Raw genomic sequence first — 16,743 nt, 5'->3', positions numbered from 1 at the left:
AACCCATGTTGCTTCCAAAAGAAAAAACGCCGCTTATCTCTCATGAGGAAGCGGCGTTTTTTTGCAACGTGTCATAGGGCCCTAAACGATGCTATCCACCACACCACCATCCACACGCAACGCCGCACCGGTGGTGGCCGAGGCCTGTTCCGAGCTGGCATAGATGATCATGTTGGCGACTTCCTCGACGCGCGCCGCACGCTGGATGATCGAGGTGCTGCGGTGCTGGTTGACGAAATCCGCCGCGACCTTTTCCAGGCTTTCCCCGCTACGCTCAACGTCTGCCTGGAGCATCTGGGCAACTCCTTCGGAAAGCGTCGGCCCAGGCAGTACCGAATTCACCGTAACGCCGGTGCCGGCGAGGCGCTTGGCCAGGCCGCGAGCAATGGACAGTTGGGCGGTTTTGGTAAAGCCGTAGTGGATCATGTCGGCGGGGATGTTCAGACCCGATTCCGACGAGACAAACACAATCCGCCCCCAACCGCGCTCGACCATGCCCGGCGCGTAGGCCCTGGAAACCCGCACGCCCGACATCACGTTGGTTTCGAAAAAGCGCTGCCATTCGCTGTCCGGCGTTTCGAAAAAGTCTTCCTGTTTGAAAATGCCCAGGTTGTTGATGACGATATCGAAGCTTGGGTGCTTGGCGATCAGTGCCTGGCAGCCAGCCTCATGACTAAGGTCACCCACAAAGCCCGCGGCACTTGAAGCAAGGTCGCCCAACCGCTGCAACGCGTCCTCCACGCTGCTCTCGCTGCGACCATTGATGACCACGTGGGCGCCGGACTCGAGGAAGCCTTTGGCTGTGGCGAAACCGATGCCGCTGGAGGAGCCGGTGACTAAGACGTGGCGTCCGGTGAAGTCGATTTTCATGAGGGGACTCCTTGATTAATGAACCAGAGGAAGTGCGATATTTCTGAACGGACGGTAATCCGACGGATTTAGAGATGGCTTTGCCATTCCAACGTCACCGATATCGCAGGTCCTTAATCATGGACACGATTGAGGCTTTGCGCCTCCTCGTGATCAATCAGCCATCAGGAAGCCGACCACACCGCCAGCTCATAACCATCCGGATCGATAAAGTGGAAACGTCGGCCACCGGGGAAAGCGAACACTTCACGGCTGATGATCGCCCCTGCGGCTTCGATTCTGAGTTGGGTGCCTTCAAGGTCATCCGCGTACAGGATGATTAACGGGCCGCCTGGGCGCACAGGTTCACCGGTCGTGAAGCCACCGGTCAGACGACCGTCGCTGAATTCGGTGTAGGTCGGGCCGTAGTCGACGAAACTCCAGCCGAATGCGCTCGCATAGAAGGCTTTGCTTCGGGCGATATCGCTGACATTGAACTCGATGTTATCAATCTGGCGGTCATTACCTCGAATGCCCATTGACGCGTCCTTGGCTGATTGGGGGTAGGCGAGCTTAGGACATTCAGCCCGCACTGTGCTTGGAAAAATCGACCTCTGTGCCTGAAAGAATGTGTCAGCTTGGTTGGGGCTGCTGCGCAACCCAGCGGGAGCAAGCTCCCTCGCCACAGGGTGAGCCGTTCGGTTGGATATGTGTTGTCTGTCAGGCTCGCTCCCACAGTTTTTCCGGGTTGTTCACAGATATCGCATCCATCACAAATCCCCGTGGGAGCTGAGCTTGCTCGCGATAGCGGTGGGTCAGCTTGCACTGATGTTGAATGGGCCGCCGCCATCGCGAGCAAGATCGGCTCCCACATGGGTTCTTGGGTGTTCGCATATCCTGCATTCACCACAAATCCCTGTGTCACTCATATGCAGCAACAGGCCTTCAGTACCACCGCGCCTCGCCTGGCGGGCGTTTTTTGAAGCGTTTCATGCTCCACATGTATTGGCTCGGGTAGGCCCGTACATAACGCTCCACAACCTGGCTCATGGCGGCGCAGGCGGTTTCGGTGTCGGTGCTGTACATGGCGTCTGGGGCGGCTTCGAGGATGACTTTGTAGCCGGAGCCGTCCGGCAGGCGCAGGGCGTGGAGGAATACGCCGACGGCCTTGCCGCCGGCGAGCATGTTCGGTACGAACTTGCTGGTCAGGGCCTGGGTGGCGAAGAAGGGTACGAAGATGCCGGCAGACTCGGCCGGTTCCGGGTCGGCGGGAATGCCCACTTGACCGCCCTTTCGGACCTCTTTGATGACGCTGAGGATACCTTCCTTAGTCGACGCCGCGACTTTGTTGCCCAGTTGCACGCGCTGTTTGCGCAGCAATTCATCCACCGCTTTAAGCTTGGGCGGACGGTAGAAAATGATCGGTTTGCACTGGCTGCAATAGAAGTGGTTGAGCACTTCCCAGTTGCCCAGGTGGCTGGTGATGCCCACCACGCCTTTGCCGGAAGCGAGCGCTTCTTTTAATACGTCCAGGCCTTCGACTTCCCGCACCAGGTCGATGGAACGCTGGGCCGGCCAGATCCAGGCGCAGGCGCTTTCGGTCAGGGATTTGCCGATGTCCTTGAGGCTTTGGCCCACCAGGCGTTCGCGCTCGGCCGGGTCCATCTCGGGGAAACACTTGGCGAGGTTGATCCGCACCACGTCGCGGGAACGATTGGGCAGCTTCCACATGAGCCAGCCAATGGCCGAACCCGACGCCTGCACCGCGCGCCAAGGCAGCAGCGCAAACAACCGCAGAGCGCCGACCAGCAAGGCGCCTTTCAACTTATCCACAGGTCACTCCTGAATTCATGGGCGTGTTGCGAGCCGGCTATTCTAACCGCCGTTTGCCAGCTCCGCGTAGCGGTCGCAGTCCTGGGTGTGGTCCATGACCATTCCCGAGGCCTGCATCAAGGCGTAACAAATGGTCGGCCCGACAAAGGTGAAGCCGGCTTTTTTCAGGCCCTTGCTCATCTGCACGGCCTGGGGCGTGATGGCCGGCACTTCGGAGCGGTCCTTGAAGTGGTTGATGACCGGCTTGCCGTCCACGAACGACCAGAGGAACGCCACCGGATCCTCCAGGGCCAGCCAGGCTTGGGCATTGCGCCGGGCCGCATTGAGCTTGAGGCGGTTGCGGATGATGCCGGGGTCGAGCATCAGCTCATCGATTTCTGCATCGCTCATCTGCGCCACGCGCTGTACGTCAAAGCCGAACAGCACTTGCCGGTAGCGCTCGCGTTTGCGCAAAACGGTGATCCAGGACAACCCGGCCTGGAACCCTTCGAGCAAAAGCAACTCGAACAAACCCTGCGCATCGCGCAGCGGCGTGCCCCACTCCTGATCGTGATAAGCCATGTACAAAGGATCGTCAGAACACCAAAAGCAGCGTGGCATAAGGCTCCAGGGGGCGTGCGCACGAACGAATCGGGTATACTCCCGCTCTTTAAATCGCAGCCCAAGAAACAGGTGAATTTCGTGAGCCAGCCTACGCCAGCCGTGCGTACCTTCCAAGACTTGATCCTCGCCCTCCAGCAATACTGGGCCGAGCAAGGTTGCGTGGTACTTCAGCCCTACGATATGGAAGTAGGCGCCGGCACTTTCCACACTGCCACGTTTCTGCGTGCCATCGGCCCGGAAACCTGGAACGCCGCTTATGTGCAGCCCAGCCGCCGCCCGACTGACGGCCGCTACGGCGAAAACCCGAACCGTCTGCAGCACTACTACCAGTTCCAGGTAGTCCTGAAACCGAACCCGGAAAACTTCCAGGAGCTGTACTTGGGCTCGCTCAAGCACGTCGGCCTCGACCCGCTGGTGCACGACATTCGTTTCGTTGAAGACAACTGGGAATCGCCAACCCTGGGCGCCTGGGGCCTGGGCTGGGAAGTCTGGCTCAACGGCATGGAAGTGACCCAGTTCACTTACTTCCAGCAAGCGGGTGGCATCGAGTGCTACCCGGTGACCGGCGAAATCACCTATGGCCTGGAACGTCTGGCCATGTACCTGCAAGGCGTGGACTCGGTCTACGACCTGGTATGGGCCGACGGCCCGTTCGGCAAAGTGACCTACGGCGACGTGTTCCACCAGAACGAAGTGGAGCAATCGACCTACAACTTCGAACACGCCAACGTCGACAAGCTGTTCGAGTTGTTCGATTTCTATGAAAGCGAAGCCAAGCGCCTGATCGAACTGGACCAGCCGCTGCCGTTGCCGAGCTATGAAATGGTGTTGAAGGCGTCCCACACCTTCAACCTGCTGGACGCACGCCGGGCGATTTCCGTGACTGCGCGCCAGCAATACATCCTGCGTGTACGCACCCTGGCGCGTTCCGTTGCGCAAGCCTACCTGCTGGCCCGTGCCAAGCTGGGCTTCCCGATGGCGACCCCGGATTTGCGTGATGAAGTGTTGGCTAAGCTGGAGGCTGCACAATGAGTGCTCAAGATTTTCTGGTTGAACTGGGCACCGAAGAACTGCCACCCAAAGCCCTGAACACCCTGGCCGATGCGTTCCTGGCCGGTATCGAGAAGGGCCTGCAAGCCGCTGGCCTGAACTTCGAAGCCAAGCATGTCTACGCCGCGCCGCGTCGTTTGGCCGTGCTGATCACCGCCCTGGCGACCCAGCAGCCGGACCGCAGCATCAACCTCGACGGCCCGCCACGCCAGGCCGCGTTCGATGCCGACGGCAACCCAACCCAAGCCGCCCTCGGTTTCGCCAAGAAATGTGGCGTGGACCTGAGCGAAATCGACCAGAGCGGGCCGAAGCTGCGCTACAGCCAGAGCATCAAGGGCAAGCCGACCGCCAGCCTGTTGCCGACCATCGTCGAAGATTCCCTGAACGACCTGCCGATTCCCAAGCGCATGCGCTGGGCCGCGCGCAAGGAAGAGTTCGTGCGTCCGACCCAATGGCTGGTGATGCTGCTCGGTGACCAAGTCATCGACTGCACGATCCTGGCCCAGAAGGCCGGTCGCGATTCCCGCGGTCACCGCTTCCATCATCCGCAGAGCGTGCGCATCACCTCGCCGGCCAATTACCTGGCCGACCTGCGTGCCGCCTACGTATTGGCTGACGCCAACGAGCGTCGCGAACTGATCAGCAAGCGCACCGAAGAGTTGGCCACCCAGCAGGAAGGCACCGCCATCGTGCCGCCAAGTCTGCTGGACGAAGTGACCGCGCTGGTGGAATGGCCAGTGCCGCTGGTGTGCTCGTTCGAGGAACGTTTCCTTGAAGTGCCGCAGGAAGCGCTGATCACCACCATGCAGGACAACCAGAAGTATTTCTGCCTGCTGGACGCTGAAGGCAAGTTGCTGCCGCGCTTCATCACCGTCGCCAACATCGAAAGCAAGGACCCGCAGCAGATCATCGCCGGTAACGAGAAAGTCGTTCGCCCGCGCCTGACCGACGCCGAGTTCTTCTTCAAGCAGGACAAGAAGCAACCGCTGGAAAGCTTCAACGAACGCCTGCAGAACGTGGTGTTCCAGGAAAAACTCGGCAGCGTCTATGACAAGGCCGAGCGCGTTTCGAAACTGGCTGCTTTCATCGCTCCACGCATTGGCGGCGACGCCCAGCGCGCGGCCCGTGCCGGCATCCTGTCCAAGTGCGACCTGTCCACCGAAATGGTCGGTGAGTTCCCGGAGATGCAAGGCGTTGCCGGTTACTACTACGCCCTCAACGACGGCGAGCCGCAAGACGTGGCCCTGGCGCTGAACGAGCAGTACATGCCCCGCGGTGCCGGCGCTGAACTGCCGACCACCCTGACCGGTGCGGCCGTGGCCATCGCCGACAAGCTCGACACCCTCGTCGGTATTTTCGGCATCGGCATGTTGCCTACCGGCAGCAAAGACCCGTACGCCCTGCGTCGCGCGGCACTGGGTGTGCTGCGGATCCTGATCGACAAGCAACTGGACCTGGACCTGAACGACGCCGTGGCGTTCGCCGTCAATGCGTTCGGCAGCAAGGTCAAGTCTGCCGGTCTGGCCGATGCGGTGCTGGAATTCATCTTCGACCGCCTGCGTGCGCGTTATGAAGACGAAGGCGTCGATGTCGCCACTTACCTGTCGGTGCGGGCCCTGAAGCCCGGTTCGGCCCTGGACTTCGACCAGCGCGTCCAAGCGGTGCAGGCTTTCCGCCAACTGCCGGAAGCAGCAGCGCTGGCGGCGGTGAACAAGCGGGTGTCGAATCTGCTGAGCAAGGCCGAGCCTACAATTTTCGCCGTACCTGAGGCGCGGTACTTTGATAACGCCGTGGAGTTCTCTCTCAACTCGGCTATCCAGCAGGCGTCTACGTCCGTGCAACCGCTGATGGAAAAGCGCGAGTATGCCGAAGCGCTGGCACGCCTGGCAGCACTGCGCGATCCTGTCGATGCGTTCTTTGAAGCCGTGATGGTGAATGCGGACAACGAAGATGTTCGCAAGAATCGCTATGCACTGCTGGCGCGCCTGCGGGGCCTGTTCCTCAATATTGCCGACATTTCCATGCTGGGTTGAGGGGCTGCTGTTGAAACTGCTGATTCTCGATCGGGACGGAGTGATCAACCACGACTCCGACGCTTATATCAAATCGGTGGAGGAGTGGTTGCCGCTCCCCGGTTCGATCGAAGCCATCGCGCAGTTGAGCAAGGCCGGCTGGACGGTGGCGGTTGCCACCAACCAGTCGGGCATTGCCCGCGGTTACTACGACCTCGCGGTCCTTGAGGCCATGCATGAGCGCTTGCGCGCATTGGTGGCCGAGCAGGGCGGTGAAGTCGGGCTGATCGTCTACTGCCCGCACGGGCCGGACGAAGGTTGTGATTGCCGCAAGCCCAAGCCGGGCATGTTGAAAACCATTGCCGCTCACTACGATGTAACGCTGGCGGGAGTGTGGTTCGTCGGCGACAGCCTGGGTGACCTGGAGGCGGCCAAGGCCGTCGATTGTCAGCCCGTTTTGGTAAAGACCGGCAAAGGCGAGAAGACTCTGGGCAAGACCCTGCCGGTGGGCACCCTGATTTTTGAAGACTTGGCGGCGATTGCCGCTGAACTTATCCACAATTAGAGCTCCCAAGACATCCTGATCAAGGACTGTTCGGGAAGCGCTTAAACAGTCGGGCACTGCCCGCAACGGTAAATGCCGCTATGTCGATATTGCAGGCCATCAGAACCTTTCTCTTTTACCTGCTGCTGGGCACCAGTTCGTTGTTGTGGTGCACGTTGAGTTTTTTTGTAGCGCCTTTCATGTCGTTCAGGACGCGCTACCGTTTTATCAATGTGTACTGGTGCCGTTGCGCGCTGTGGCTGAGCAAGGTTTTTCTGGGGATACGGTATGAAGTAAAAGGCGCCGAAAACGTGCCTGAGCGGCCGTGCGTGATCCAGTCCAACCACCAGAGCACCTGGGAGACTTTCTTCCTTTCGGCTTACTTCGAGCCCCTGAGCCAAGTGCTCAAACGTGAGCTGCTGTTCGTACCTTTCTTCGGCTGGGCCATGGCAATGCTGCGCCCCATCGCCATTGACCGGGACAACCCCAAGGTTGCTCTCAAGCAAGTGGCGAAAAAAGGTGATGAGCTGCTCAAGGACAAGGTTTGGGTTTTGATCTTTCCAGAGGGTACCCGTGTTCCCTACGGGACGATCGGCAAATTCTCCCGCAGTGGCAGCGCATTGGCGGTAAACGCTGACCTCCCGGTGCTGCCGATTGCACACAATGCCGGCAAGTTCTGGCCCAAAGGTGGCTGGCTCCGGACACCGGGCGTCATCACCGTGGTGATCGGCAAACCCATGTACGCCGAAGGTAGTGGGCCCCGCGCCATTGCCGAGCTCAATGAACGCGTACAAACCTGGAACGAACAGACCCAACGGGAGATGGGTTCGCTTCCACCCGGTCCTGTCGCGGAAGTGCCCACGGAACAAGCCGCTGTTTGATATCTGTGGATAACCTGTGCACCGTTTTTTCGAAATCCGTTACTTTTCTGTTTTATGTCTTTGTTTTTAATACATATTTCATAAACACATAAAAGCCACGTACAGGTGCATAAGTTTTTTATAGCACCAAAAGATCGTCCGAAGGCTCGGGCCGCGTTCGGACGGTCTTTACTCCGCCAACAACGGGAATCGCAGGCTGAACGTCGTGCCTTTGCCTACCACGCTATGGCATTCGATTTTCCCCTCGTGATGGTCCACCACGGCCTTGACCATCGACAGTCCCAAGCCAATACCATCCACACCGTGAGCCGAGGAAAACCGTCGATACTGGCTGAACAGGTCCGGTAGTTCTTCGGCGCTGATGCCCTTGCCCTGGTCGGCGACGTTGCAGGTCAACCAACCCGGCGTGCAATGAACCTGCAGGGAAATGCAGGCGTCGGGCGGGCTGTACTTGATGGCATTTTCCAGCAGATTGAACAGGGCACGGGTCAGCAATGATTGATCCGCGCTCACCATCGCCTCTTCATCCTCTATTTCATGAATCAACTGGATGCGTTTTGCCTGGGCGATGGGCAGCGCCTGGTCAAGTACATCCAGGACCAACATGGCGAACAGCGTCGGTTGGAATTGATACGCCTCAGACTCGGCCTTGGCCAGTTGCACAAAGCCATCGGTCAATTCCAAGGCGCGACGCACCTGCCGCTCGATCTGATCGAAGAGCGGATTATTCGCTCCGGTCTGATGCCGCTGCACATCCAGCAGGGCCAGGATCGCCGAGTGGGGCGCGCGCAAATCATGGGACAAAAAACGCAGCATGACGCTGCGCTGCTCTTCGGCTTCGCGCTCCGCGCTCAGGTCGATGAGGCTCAGTAACCAGCCTATCGGCGCCTCTCCGTCAACCGGCAATAGCGGGGCTCGTTCCAGACGCAGGCTGCGCTCCCGGCTGTCGCGAAACTCCACCAGGGGTAATGTGGATAACCGGTGAGGCACCCCGCGTTCCAGTCCTGGGTAACCCAGCTGCGCGAGATGCTCCAATACATCGCCCCCCGCCAAGCCATGGCCGAAGAGATCACGCGCTTTGCGGTTACCCAGCAATATCTTGCCTTGGGGATCGATGATCATTGTTGCCACCGGCAGGTATTCGAGGCCATCGGCAATAAAGCGACGGGTGTCCCGGGTTCTCCCCATGGCTTGCTCCAGGGCCATGATCTGGCCCTGCAAGCGGTCGCTGCCCGTGTAGGGCGCACGACGCCGTTCGGGGAAAACCTTGGGCTCCGCATCCAGGCGCGCCAGTTCCCAGCCAAAGTAGGCCAGCACCACGCTCAGCCGCCGCCAATTCCAGATCAGATAACCAAACACGATGCCCAGCACGCTCGCCATGGGCGACCACCACCAACCTTCAGCCGCGAGTACGACACTGATCAGCAGGGCCATGCTCATGCCACCCACTGTCGTCCACAGCGCCAGGCGAGGGCGCAGCAATAGCAACCCCAGCACAACAGCGACCACAAACACCGACAACAACGCCGCTTCTGGCCCGTGGCGTGTTGGCTGGGTACTGAACGACAACAACGCGGTGAGCGGTAATAGAAGAAGACTTATCCACAACCATTCCCGTACCAATTGGCGAAACATGCGTTGGACTTGGGTCGGTTCACGGCTTTCACGACGACGCTGGTTGCTCATAAGCACCCTGACAGAACATAGGAACGGGGGATTTTTTTCATGGGGGGTCGCGTGTCGCACCAGCAGGCTGAAGACCAAAGACTATAGCGGACTCGATAGGTGGCGCGCTGCTACCTTTCCCTGCGCGTCATGAGCCGGTATTGTCACTGCCAGCGACAGGGGACCTGCAACCCGACAACTTATCGGCCCGCCGAGGTTACATCGGGCAAGTGGAATATTTGTTCAGATTGCAGGCCACCCTGATGATGTCCGTTACTCTCGAGATCAAGGAATCGCATCCCATGCGTGTCGCCATACTGGATGACGAACCGGCCGAGCTGCGCCGGGTGGAACAGACACTGCAACAAATCCCCGGCAGGGGCGAGCAAGCCTGGACCTTGCACAGTTTTGAGCGCGGCGAAGACCTGTTGCGGCAGCTGCGCCGGGAAACCTTCGACCTGTTGATCCTCGACTGGCAATTGCCCGACATCAGCGGGTTGTCGCTGCTGCGCTGGACGCGGGAGCACATGGACTCGCCCCCGGCCGCCATCATGCTCACCAGCCGCGACGGCGAGCACGATGTGGTCCAGGCCCTCAATGCCGGAGCCGACGACTACGTGAGCAAGCCCTTCAGGCCTAACGAACTCAAGGCCCGGGTCACAGCCGTGTTGCGACGCCATAACCTGCAACGTGCTCCAGCCAGCGACGTGCTGGTATTCAACGACCTGGAATTCGACGACGCCGAACTGACCGTCACCCGCGCCGGCATGCCCATCAGCCTGACTGAACGGGAATACCGGCTGGCCCGCTGCCTGTTCGCCAACCTGGGCCGTCCGCTGTCCCGGGAGTATTTCTATGAACGCTTCTGGACCCACGAGGAAATGACCTCGTCGCGCCCACTCGACACCCACATCTACCGTCTGCGCAACAAACTCGGGCTGACGGCGGATCGGGGTTGGCAGTTGCTGACGATTTATGGGTATGGGTATCGGTTGGAGAGTGTGGCGGCGGGGAGTGAGGCTTCGGTGGCGAGTTAGGGCCAACGGGCGAAAAAAAAGGCCAACGCATATGCGTTGGCCTTTTTCGTTGGGGCAGGGTGGCTGTGGATCAGAAATCCAGGTTAGACACCGCCAACGCATTGCTCTCGATGAAGTCACGACGAGGCTCGACCGCATCACCCATCAGGGTGTTGAAGATCTGGTCCGCGCCAATGGCGTCTTCGATGGTGACTTTCAGCATCCGGCGCGAGCCTGGGTCCATGGTGGTTTCCCACAGCTGGTCCGGGTTCATTTCACCCAGACCTTTATAGCGCTGGATGGTGTGGCGCTTGGTGCTTTCGGCCATCAGCCACTCAAGGGCTTCCTTGAACTCGGTAACGGCTTTCTTGCGCTCACCACGCTGGATGTACGCGCCTTCGTCCAGCAGGGTGCTCAGTTGCGCGCCCAGGGAGACGACAGTCTTGTAGTCGTTGCTGCCGAAGAAGTCGCGGTTGAAGGTGACGTAGTTCGACAGGCCGTGGGAGATCAGTTCGACCTCTGGCAGCCAGACGTTACGTTCACGGTCTTCACGCAGGCTGGCTTTGTACACCAGGCCAGACTTCTCTACGGTGCGCAGACGAACTTCGTACTGGGCCAGCCAATCCTGCATTGCAGCGTGATCGGAGAGCTGTTCCATGCTGACAGCCGGCAGGTAGATGAAGTGCTCGGTCAGCTCCTGTGGGTACAGGCGCGACAGGCGCTTGAGAGTCTTCATCACCAGGCGGAAGTCGTTGACCAGGCGCTCAAGGGCTTCGCCGGAAATGCCTGGGGCCTCTTCGTTCAGGTGCAGGCTCGCATCTTCCAGGGCCGACTGCGTCATGTACTCTTCCATGGCGTCGTCGTCTTTGATGTATTGCTCTTGCTTGCCTTTCTTGACCTTGTACAGCGGAGGCTGGGCGATATAGATGTAGCCGCGCTCGATCAGCTCCGGCAACTGACGGAAGAAGAACGTCAGCAACAGGGTGCGGATGTGCGAACCGTCGACGTCGGCGTCGGTCATGATGATGATGTTGTGATAACGCAGCTTGTCGATGTTGTACTCATCGCGGCCGATGCCACAGCCCAGCGCAGTGATGAGCGTGCCGACTTCCTGGGAGGAGATCATCTTGTCGAAGCGCGCCTTCTCGACGTTCAGGATCTTGCCCTTGAGCGGCAGGATGGCCTGGGTGCGGCGGTTGCGGCCTTGCTTGGCGGAACCGCCAGCAGAGTCACCTTCCACGAGGTACAGTTCGGACAAGGCAGGGTCTTTTTCCTGGCAGTCGGCCAGCTTGCCCGGCAAACCGGCGATGTCCAGCGCGCCTTTGCGGCGGGTCATCTCACGAGCCTTGCGCGCTGCTTCACGGGCACGGGCGGCGTCGATCATCTTGCCGACCACCAGCTTGGCTTCGTTGGGGTTTTCCAGCAGGAAGTCGGAGAAGTATTTGCCCATTTCCTGTTCGACCGCAGTCTTCACTTCGGAAGAAACCAGCTTGTCCTTGGTCTGGGAACTGAACTTCGGATCCGGCACTTTCACCGAAATGATCGCCGTCAGGCCTTCACGGGCATCGTCACCGGTGGTGGCGACTTTATGCTTCTTCGCCAGACCTTCCTGTTCGATGTAGTTGTTCAGGTTACGGGTCAGCGCCGAACGGAAACCCACCAGGTGAGTACCGCCATCGCGCTGTGGAATGTTGTTGGTGAAGCACAACAGGTTCTCGTTGAAGCTGTCGTTCCACTGCAGGGCGATTTCCACGCCGATGCCATCTTCGCGCTGGACGTTGAAGTGGAACACCTGGTTGACCGCAGTCTTGTTGGTGTTCAGGTATTCAACGAATGCACGCAGGCCCCCTTCGTACTTGAACAGCTCTTCCTTGCCGCTGCGCTCGTCCTTGAGGACGATACCGACACCGGAGTTGAGAAAGGACAGTTCACGAATCCGCTTGGCCAGGATGTCCCAGCTGAAGTGGATGTTCTTGAAGGTTTCGCTGGAAGCCTTGAAGTGAATCTGGGTGCCGGTGGTTTCGCTGTCACCCACGATCGCCATTGGCGCCTGAGGCACACCGTGGACGTAGGTTTGTTCCCAGATCTTGCCACTGCGGCGAACGGTAAGAACAAGCTCTTCGGACAGTGCGTTCACGACCGATACACCTACGCCGTGCAGACCGCCGGAAACCTTGTAGGAGTTGTCATCGAACTTACCGCCGGCGTGCAGCACGGTCATGATGACCTCGGCTGCGGAAACGCCTTCTTCCTTGTGTACGTCTACCGGGATGCCACGACCGTTGTCACGAACAGTGATGGACTCATCCGGGTGGATGATGATGCTGATGTCATCGCAATGACCGGCGAGGGCTTCGTCGATGGAGTTGTCGACCACCTCGAACACCATGTGGTGCAGACCGCTGCCATCGTCGGTGTCACCAATGTACATACCGGGACGTTTGCGTACGGCATCCAGGCCTTTCAGCACTTTAATGCTCGTTGAGTCGTACGTATTTTCTTCGCTCAATGCCTTCACTCCCGATGGTCGTGGGTCTGGGTGATACGGCCCTGTTCCACGTGGAACAGAGCGACTGGCGTTTCCGTCTGCCAGCCTTCCCTCAATAATTCGTGATCTACACAGGTGATAAAAACCTGGCAGCGTAAGTCTTCCAGCAAGCGGCAAAGTGCGCGGCGGTGGGCTTCGTCCAATTCGGACGGCAAGTCATCCACCAGATAAATACACTGACCGCGTCGAGCCTGGCTGACCAAATGGCCCTGGGCAATACGCAAGGCACACACCACCAACTTCTGCTGCCCCCGGGACAAGATGTCCGCGGCATTATGTGCGCCCAATCTAAGGCGCAAGTCAGCGCGTTGCGGTCCAGCCTGGGTATGGCCCATCTGCTGGTCCCGCTGCAGCGAGCCAGCCAGTACGGTGCTCAGTTCCCGGTCCTTGTCCCAGCCTCGGTAATAGCTGAGCGTCAGGCCCTCAAGCTCAACCAGTTCGCTCAAGGTCTGCTCGAAGACCGGTTTCAAGGCTTTGATGTAAGCGCGGCGGTATTCATCTATTTCAGCGCTGGCCTGGCACAGTTCCCTGTCCCAAACCGCTTGCGAAACGGCGTCAAGTGTACCATGCCGCAGCCAGGAATTTCGCTGGCGCAGCGCCTTCTGCAAGCGCTGCCAAGTGGCCATGAACCGCGGTTCCACGTGGAACACGCCCCAGTCGAGAAACTGTCGACGAATCTTCGGCGCGCCTTCCAGCAAACGGAAACTGTCCGGGTTGATCAACTGCAACGGCAGGATCTCCGCCAGTTGCGCGGCGCTGCGGGCATTCTGCCCATCGATGCGGATCTGGAATTCGCCTTGCCGGTCCCGTGATATCCCCAAGGCACTGTGACCGCCTTGCGCCAACTCCACCTGTCCGAACACGGTGCAGGCCAACTGATCGTATTGGATAACCGGTAACAGACGGGTGCTACGAAACGAACGAGCAAGCCCCAGCAGGTGAACAGCTTCCAGAACGCTGGTTTTGCCGCTGCCGTTAGCGCCGTAAAGGATATTGATGCGGGGGGAAGGGGAGAAGGTCACCGGGTGCAGATTGCGCACCGCGGTGACCGAGACGCGACTTAAGGACATCTAGCTGATTACAGACGCATCGGCATGACAACGTAGGCCGAGTCGTCGTTATCGGATTCCTGCACCAGCGCACTGCTGTTGGAGTCCGACAGGATCAGACGCACTTGCTCAGTGGTCATCACGCCCAGTACGTCGAGCAGGTAGCTGACGTTGAAGCCGATTTCCAGAGAGCCGCCGTTGTATTCAACGCCCACTTCTTCTTCCGCCTCTTCCTGCTCCGGGTTGTTCGCCTGGATTTTCAGCTGACCGTTGGCCAATTGCAGACGAATGCCGCGGTACTTCTCATTGGACAGGATCGCGGTACGGCTGAACGCCTCGCGCAGCGCCTGGCGGTCACCCAAGACCAGTTTGTCGCCGCCTTTGGGCAGCACGCGCTCGTAGTCAGGGAACTTGCCATCGACCAGCTTCGAGGTGAAGGTGAACTCACCCGTGGTGGCGCGGATATGGTGCTGGCCCAACACGATACTGACATTGCCGTCCGGCTCGGTCAGCAGGCGCGCGAGCTCCAGGATACCTTTGCGCGGAACGATGACTTGGTGGCGGTCTGGCTGACCGATATCGGCCTGCATCGAGCACATGGCCAGACGGTGACCGTCGGTGGCGACGGCGCGGATGATACCGGCGGACACTTCCAGGAGCATGCCGTTGAGGTAGTAACGCACGTCCTGCTGCGCCATGGCGAAGCTGGTGCGTTCGATCAAACGGCGCAATTTGCTTTGCTCGAGGCTGCAGGTCAGCGAGCCTGGGCCTTCTTCCACCGTCGGGAAGTCGTTGGCCGGCAGCGTCGACAAGGTGAAACGGCTGCGACCGGCCTTGACCACGAGCTTCTGCTCATCGACCTTGATGTCGATCAGCGCATCGTTGGGCAGGCTTTTGCAGATGTCCATCAGCTTGCGCGCCGGCACGGTGATGGAACCTGGATCGGCCGGTTCCTCAAGCTGTACACGACCGACCAGCTCGACTTCCAGGTCGGTACCGGTCAGCGACAATTGCTGGCCTTCGACAACCAGCAGCACGTTGGAAAGTACCGGCAAGGTCTGGCGGCGTTCGACGACGCCTGCGACCAGTTGCAGGGGTTTCAACAGGGCTTCGCGTTGAATGGTGAAATGCATGGTCTAGTCCCTTGCCTTAATAAGCTGCGCTGGTGGTCATCAAGTGGTCAGTGTTCGCAGCAGGTTCTTGTAGTCCTCGCGGATGTCCGCGTCGGATTCCTTAAGTTCGTTGATCTTACGACAGGCGTGCAACACCGTGGTGTGGTCGCGTCCGCCAAACACATCGCCAATTTCCGGCAGACTGTGGTTGGTCAGCTCCTTGGACAAGGCCATCGCCACCTGACGCGGGCGAGCCACCGAACGCGATCGGCGTTTGGACAGCAGGTCGGATATCTTGATTTTGTAGTATTCAGCGACAGTGCGCTGAATGTTATCCACAGAAACCAGCTTGTCCTGGAGCGCTAACAAGTCCTTCAAGGACTCGCGAATCAACTCGATGGTGATGTCGCGGCCCATGAAGTGGGAATGAGCGATGACCCGCTTGAGGGCGCCTTCGAGCTCACGGACGTTCGAGCGGATACGCTGGGCAATGAAGAATGCGGCATCGTGAGGCAGTTCGACCTTGGCCTGATCAGCCTTCTTCATCAGGATCGCCACCCGGGTTTCCAGCTCCGGCGGCTCGACGGCAACCGTCAGGCCCCAGCCAAAACGCGACTTGAGACGTTCTTCCAGACCTTCGATTTCTTTCGGGTAGCGGTCACTGGTAAGAATGACCTGCTGCCCGCCTTCAAGCAATGCGTTGAAGGTGTGGAAAAACTCTTCCTGGGAACGCTCCTTGCGGGCGAAGAACTGAATATCGTCGATCAGCAAGGCGTCCACCGAACGGTAGAAGCGCTTGAACTCGTTGATCGCGTTCAGCTGCAGCGCCTTGACCATGTCGGCCACGAAACGCTCGGAATGCAGGTACACGACCTTGGCATTCGGGTTCTTCTTTAATAGGTGGTTACCCACCGCGTGCATCAAGTGGGTTTTACCCAAGCCTACGCCACCATAAAGGAAGAGCGGGTTGTAGCCATGCTTGGGGTTGTCCGCGACCTGCCAGGCTGCCGCTCGCGCCAGTTGGTTGGACTTGCCCTCAACGAAGTTCTCGAAGGTAAAGGTGCGGTTCAGGTAACTGGTGTGCTTGAGCGCGCCTTCGACCTGGACGGTGCGCTGTTCGGCGCGTACCGGAGCTTGTTGGGAGCTGGCGCCGGCCATTGGGTCGAAGCTGTCCCGCGAGGGCTCTTCGCTGACCTCGGCCACTTTTTGTGCATTACGCTTGCTCGGTGCCGGCGTGGGGGCCGGTGCGGCATGGTTAACCGGCGCCGCGACAGCCTGGGCCTGGGAGGCCGCAGCGGCCAACGGGGCGTTGGGGGCGGCGCGCGGCGCAGAGCTGCGTTTGCTGCCTATTAATAAGGACAGCGCAGGCGCCATGCCATTGCCATGCTCATCGAGCAGTTCCATGACCCGTCCCAGGTACTTTTCGTTGACCCAGTCAAGAACGAAACGGTTCGGTGCATAGACGCGCAACTCGTCGCCTTCGGCTTCGACCTGTAGCGGACGGATCCAAGTGTTGAATTGTTGGGCAGGCAGCTCATCGCGCAAAAGCTCCACGCACTGCTGCCAAAGTTCCACTGACAC

At 59.4% G+C, this 16,743-nt stretch carries 14 protein-coding genes; 5 read left to right on the top strand and 9 right to left on the bottom strand.

Features of this window, described 5'->3' with window-relative positions:
- Positions 1–81: 81 nt before the first annotated feature.
- The 4 genes from QOM08_RS00070 to tag form a co-directional block, all read right to left on the bottom strand.
- Entirely contained in the window at positions 82–870 is a 789-nt protein-coding gene (locus QOM08_RS00070; RefSeq protein ID WP_047230113.1) for an SDR family NAD(P)-dependent oxidoreductase, read from the bottom strand.
- Positions 871–1,034: 164 nt separating this feature from the next.
- Entirely contained in the window at positions 1,035–1,388 is a 354-nt protein-coding gene (locus QOM08_RS00065; protein WP_316912397.1) for a VOC family protein, read from the bottom strand.
- Between the two features lie 406 nt (positions 1,389–1,794).
- A complete protein-coding gene (locus QOM08_RS00060) occupies positions 1,795–2,682 on the bottom strand; it encodes a lysophospholipid acyltransferase (RefSeq protein WP_188252212.1) in 888 nt (295 codons plus the stop codon).
- 42 nt (positions 2,683–2,724) lie between these two features.
- Complete coding sequence (tag, locus tag QOM08_RS00055; protein ID WP_076383159.1) at positions 2,725–3,282, bottom strand: DNA-3-methyladenine glycosylase I; 558 nt, start codon at positions 3,280–3,282, stop codon at positions 2,725–2,727.
- An 81-nt stretch (positions 3,283–3,363) separates the two neighbouring features.
- Between tag and glyQ the strand changes: the two genes are divergently transcribed.
- The 4 genes from glyQ to QOM08_RS00035 all read left to right on the top strand — a co-directional run bounded on the left by glyQ (position 3,364) and on the right by QOM08_RS00035 (position 7,772).
- Positions 3,364–4,317, top strand: a complete 954-nt coding sequence (gene glyQ, locus QOM08_RS00050) for a glycine--tRNA ligase subunit alpha (protein ID WP_022641565.1) — start codon at positions 3,364–3,366, stop codon at positions 4,315–4,317.
- Positions 4,314–6,368, top strand: a complete 2,055-nt coding sequence (gene glyS / locus QOM08_RS00045) for a glycine--tRNA ligase subunit beta (RefSeq protein WP_139048703.1) — start codon at positions 4,314–4,316, stop codon at positions 6,366–6,368. The genes glyQ and glyS overlap by 4 nt, the downstream gene beginning before the upstream one ends.
- A gap of 4 nt (positions 6,369–6,372) precedes the next feature.
- Entirely contained in the window at positions 6,373–6,912 is a 540-nt protein-coding gene (gene gmhB / locus QOM08_RS00040) for a D-glycero-beta-D-manno-heptose 1,7-bisphosphate 7-phosphatase (protein WP_171061292.1), read from the top strand.
- Between the two features lie 80 nt (positions 6,913–6,992).
- Positions 6,993–7,772 (top strand): lysophospholipid acyltransferase family protein, encoded by a 780-nt coding sequence (locus QOM08_RS00035; RefSeq protein ID WP_047230107.1) that lies wholly within the window; start codon positions 6,993–6,995, stop codon positions 7,770–7,772.
- A 168-nt stretch (positions 7,773–7,940) separates the two neighbouring features.
- On the opposite strand, the gene QOM08_RS00030 is transcribed toward QOM08_RS00035, so the two are convergent.
- Positions 7,941–9,458 carry a PAS domain-containing sensor histidine kinase gene (locus QOM08_RS00030; protein ID WP_316912396.1) on the bottom strand — a complete coding sequence of 506 codons (1,518 nt, stop codon included), beginning with the start codon at positions 9,456–9,458 and terminating at the stop codon, positions 7,941–7,943.
- A gap of 281 nt (positions 9,459–9,739) precedes the next feature.
- Between QOM08_RS00030 and QOM08_RS00025 the strand changes: the two genes are divergently transcribed.
- Positions 9,740–10,474, top strand: coding sequence for a response regulator transcription factor (locus QOM08_RS00025; protein ID WP_047230121.1), 735 nt, complete (start codon positions 9,740–9,742; stop codon positions 10,472–10,474).
- Between the two features lie 70 nt (positions 10,475–10,544).
- Here the strand turns inward: QOM08_RS00025 and gyrB are convergent, their stop codons facing one another.
- The 4 genes from gyrB to dnaA are packed head-to-tail and all read right to left on the bottom strand — an operon-like array spanning position 10,545 to position 16,743.
- Complete coding sequence (gene gyrB, locus QOM08_RS00020; protein WP_047230120.1) at positions 10,545–12,962, bottom strand: DNA topoisomerase (ATP-hydrolyzing) subunit B; 2,418 nt, start codon at positions 12,960–12,962, stop codon at positions 10,545–10,547.
- 5 nt (positions 12,963–12,967) lie between these two features.
- Positions 12,968–14,071 carry a DNA replication/repair protein RecF gene (recF, locus tag QOM08_RS00015; RefSeq protein ID WP_047230105.1) on the bottom strand — a complete coding sequence of 368 codons (1,104 nt, stop codon included), beginning with the start codon at positions 14,069–14,071 and terminating at the stop codon, positions 12,968–12,970.
- An 8-nt stretch (positions 14,072–14,079) separates the two neighbouring features.
- Complete coding sequence (gene dnaN / locus QOM08_RS00010; RefSeq protein WP_007903001.1) at positions 14,080–15,183, bottom strand: DNA polymerase III subunit beta; 1,104 nt, start codon at positions 15,181–15,183, stop codon at positions 14,080–14,082.
- A 39-nt stretch (positions 15,184–15,222) separates the two neighbouring features.
- Complete coding sequence (dnaA, locus tag QOM08_RS00005; protein ID WP_047230104.1) at positions 15,223–16,743, bottom strand: chromosomal replication initiator protein DnaA; 1,521 nt, start codon at positions 16,741–16,743, stop codon at positions 15,223–15,225.

It is taken from the genome of Pseudomonas sp. P105 (assembly GCF_032614175.1).
In the GTDB taxonomy this organism is placed as follows: domain Bacteria; phylum Pseudomonadota; class Gammaproteobacteria; order Pseudomonadales; family Pseudomonadaceae; genus Aquipseudomonas; species Aquipseudomonas rhizophila.
The sequence above is the reverse complement of the archived record's forward strand: the minus strand, read 5'-3'. Positions and strand labels throughout refer to the sequence as shown.

Bases quoted from the DNA above. Each gene is read 5' to 3' on its own strand.
- QOM08_RS00065 (WP_316912397.1), bottom strand. From the start codon at position 1,388: ATGGGCATTCGAGGTAATGACCGCCAGATTGATAACATCGAGTTCAAT.
- QOM08_RS00025 (WP_047230121.1), top strand. From the start codon at position 9,740: ATGCGTGTCGCCATACTGGATGACGAACCGGCCGAGCTGCGCCGGGTG.
- dnaN (WP_007903001.1), bottom strand. From the start codon at position 15,183: ATGCATTTCACCATTCAACGCGAAGCCCTGTTGAAACCCCTGCAACTG.
- glyS (WP_139048703.1), top strand. From the start codon at position 4,314: ATGAGTGCTCAAGATTTTCTGGTTGAACTGGGCACCGAAGAACTGCCA.
- QOM08_RS00030 (WP_316912396.1), bottom strand. From the start codon at position 9,458: ATGAGCAACCAGCGTCGTCGTGAAAGCCGTGAACCGACCCAAGTCCAA.
- QOM08_RS00070 (WP_047230113.1), bottom strand. From the start codon at position 870: ATGAAAATCGACTTCACCGGACGCCACGTCTTAGTCACCGGCTCCTCC.
- tag (WP_076383159.1), bottom strand. From the start codon at position 3,282: ATGCCACGCTGCTTTTGGTGTTCTGACGATCCTTTGTACATGGCTTAT.
- recF (WP_047230105.1), bottom strand. From the start codon at position 14,071: ATGTCCTTAAGTCGCGTCTCGGTCACCGCGGTGCGCAATCTGCACCCG.
- QOM08_RS00035 (WP_047230107.1), top strand. From the start codon at position 6,993: ATGTCGATATTGCAGGCCATCAGAACCTTTCTCTTTTACCTGCTGCTG.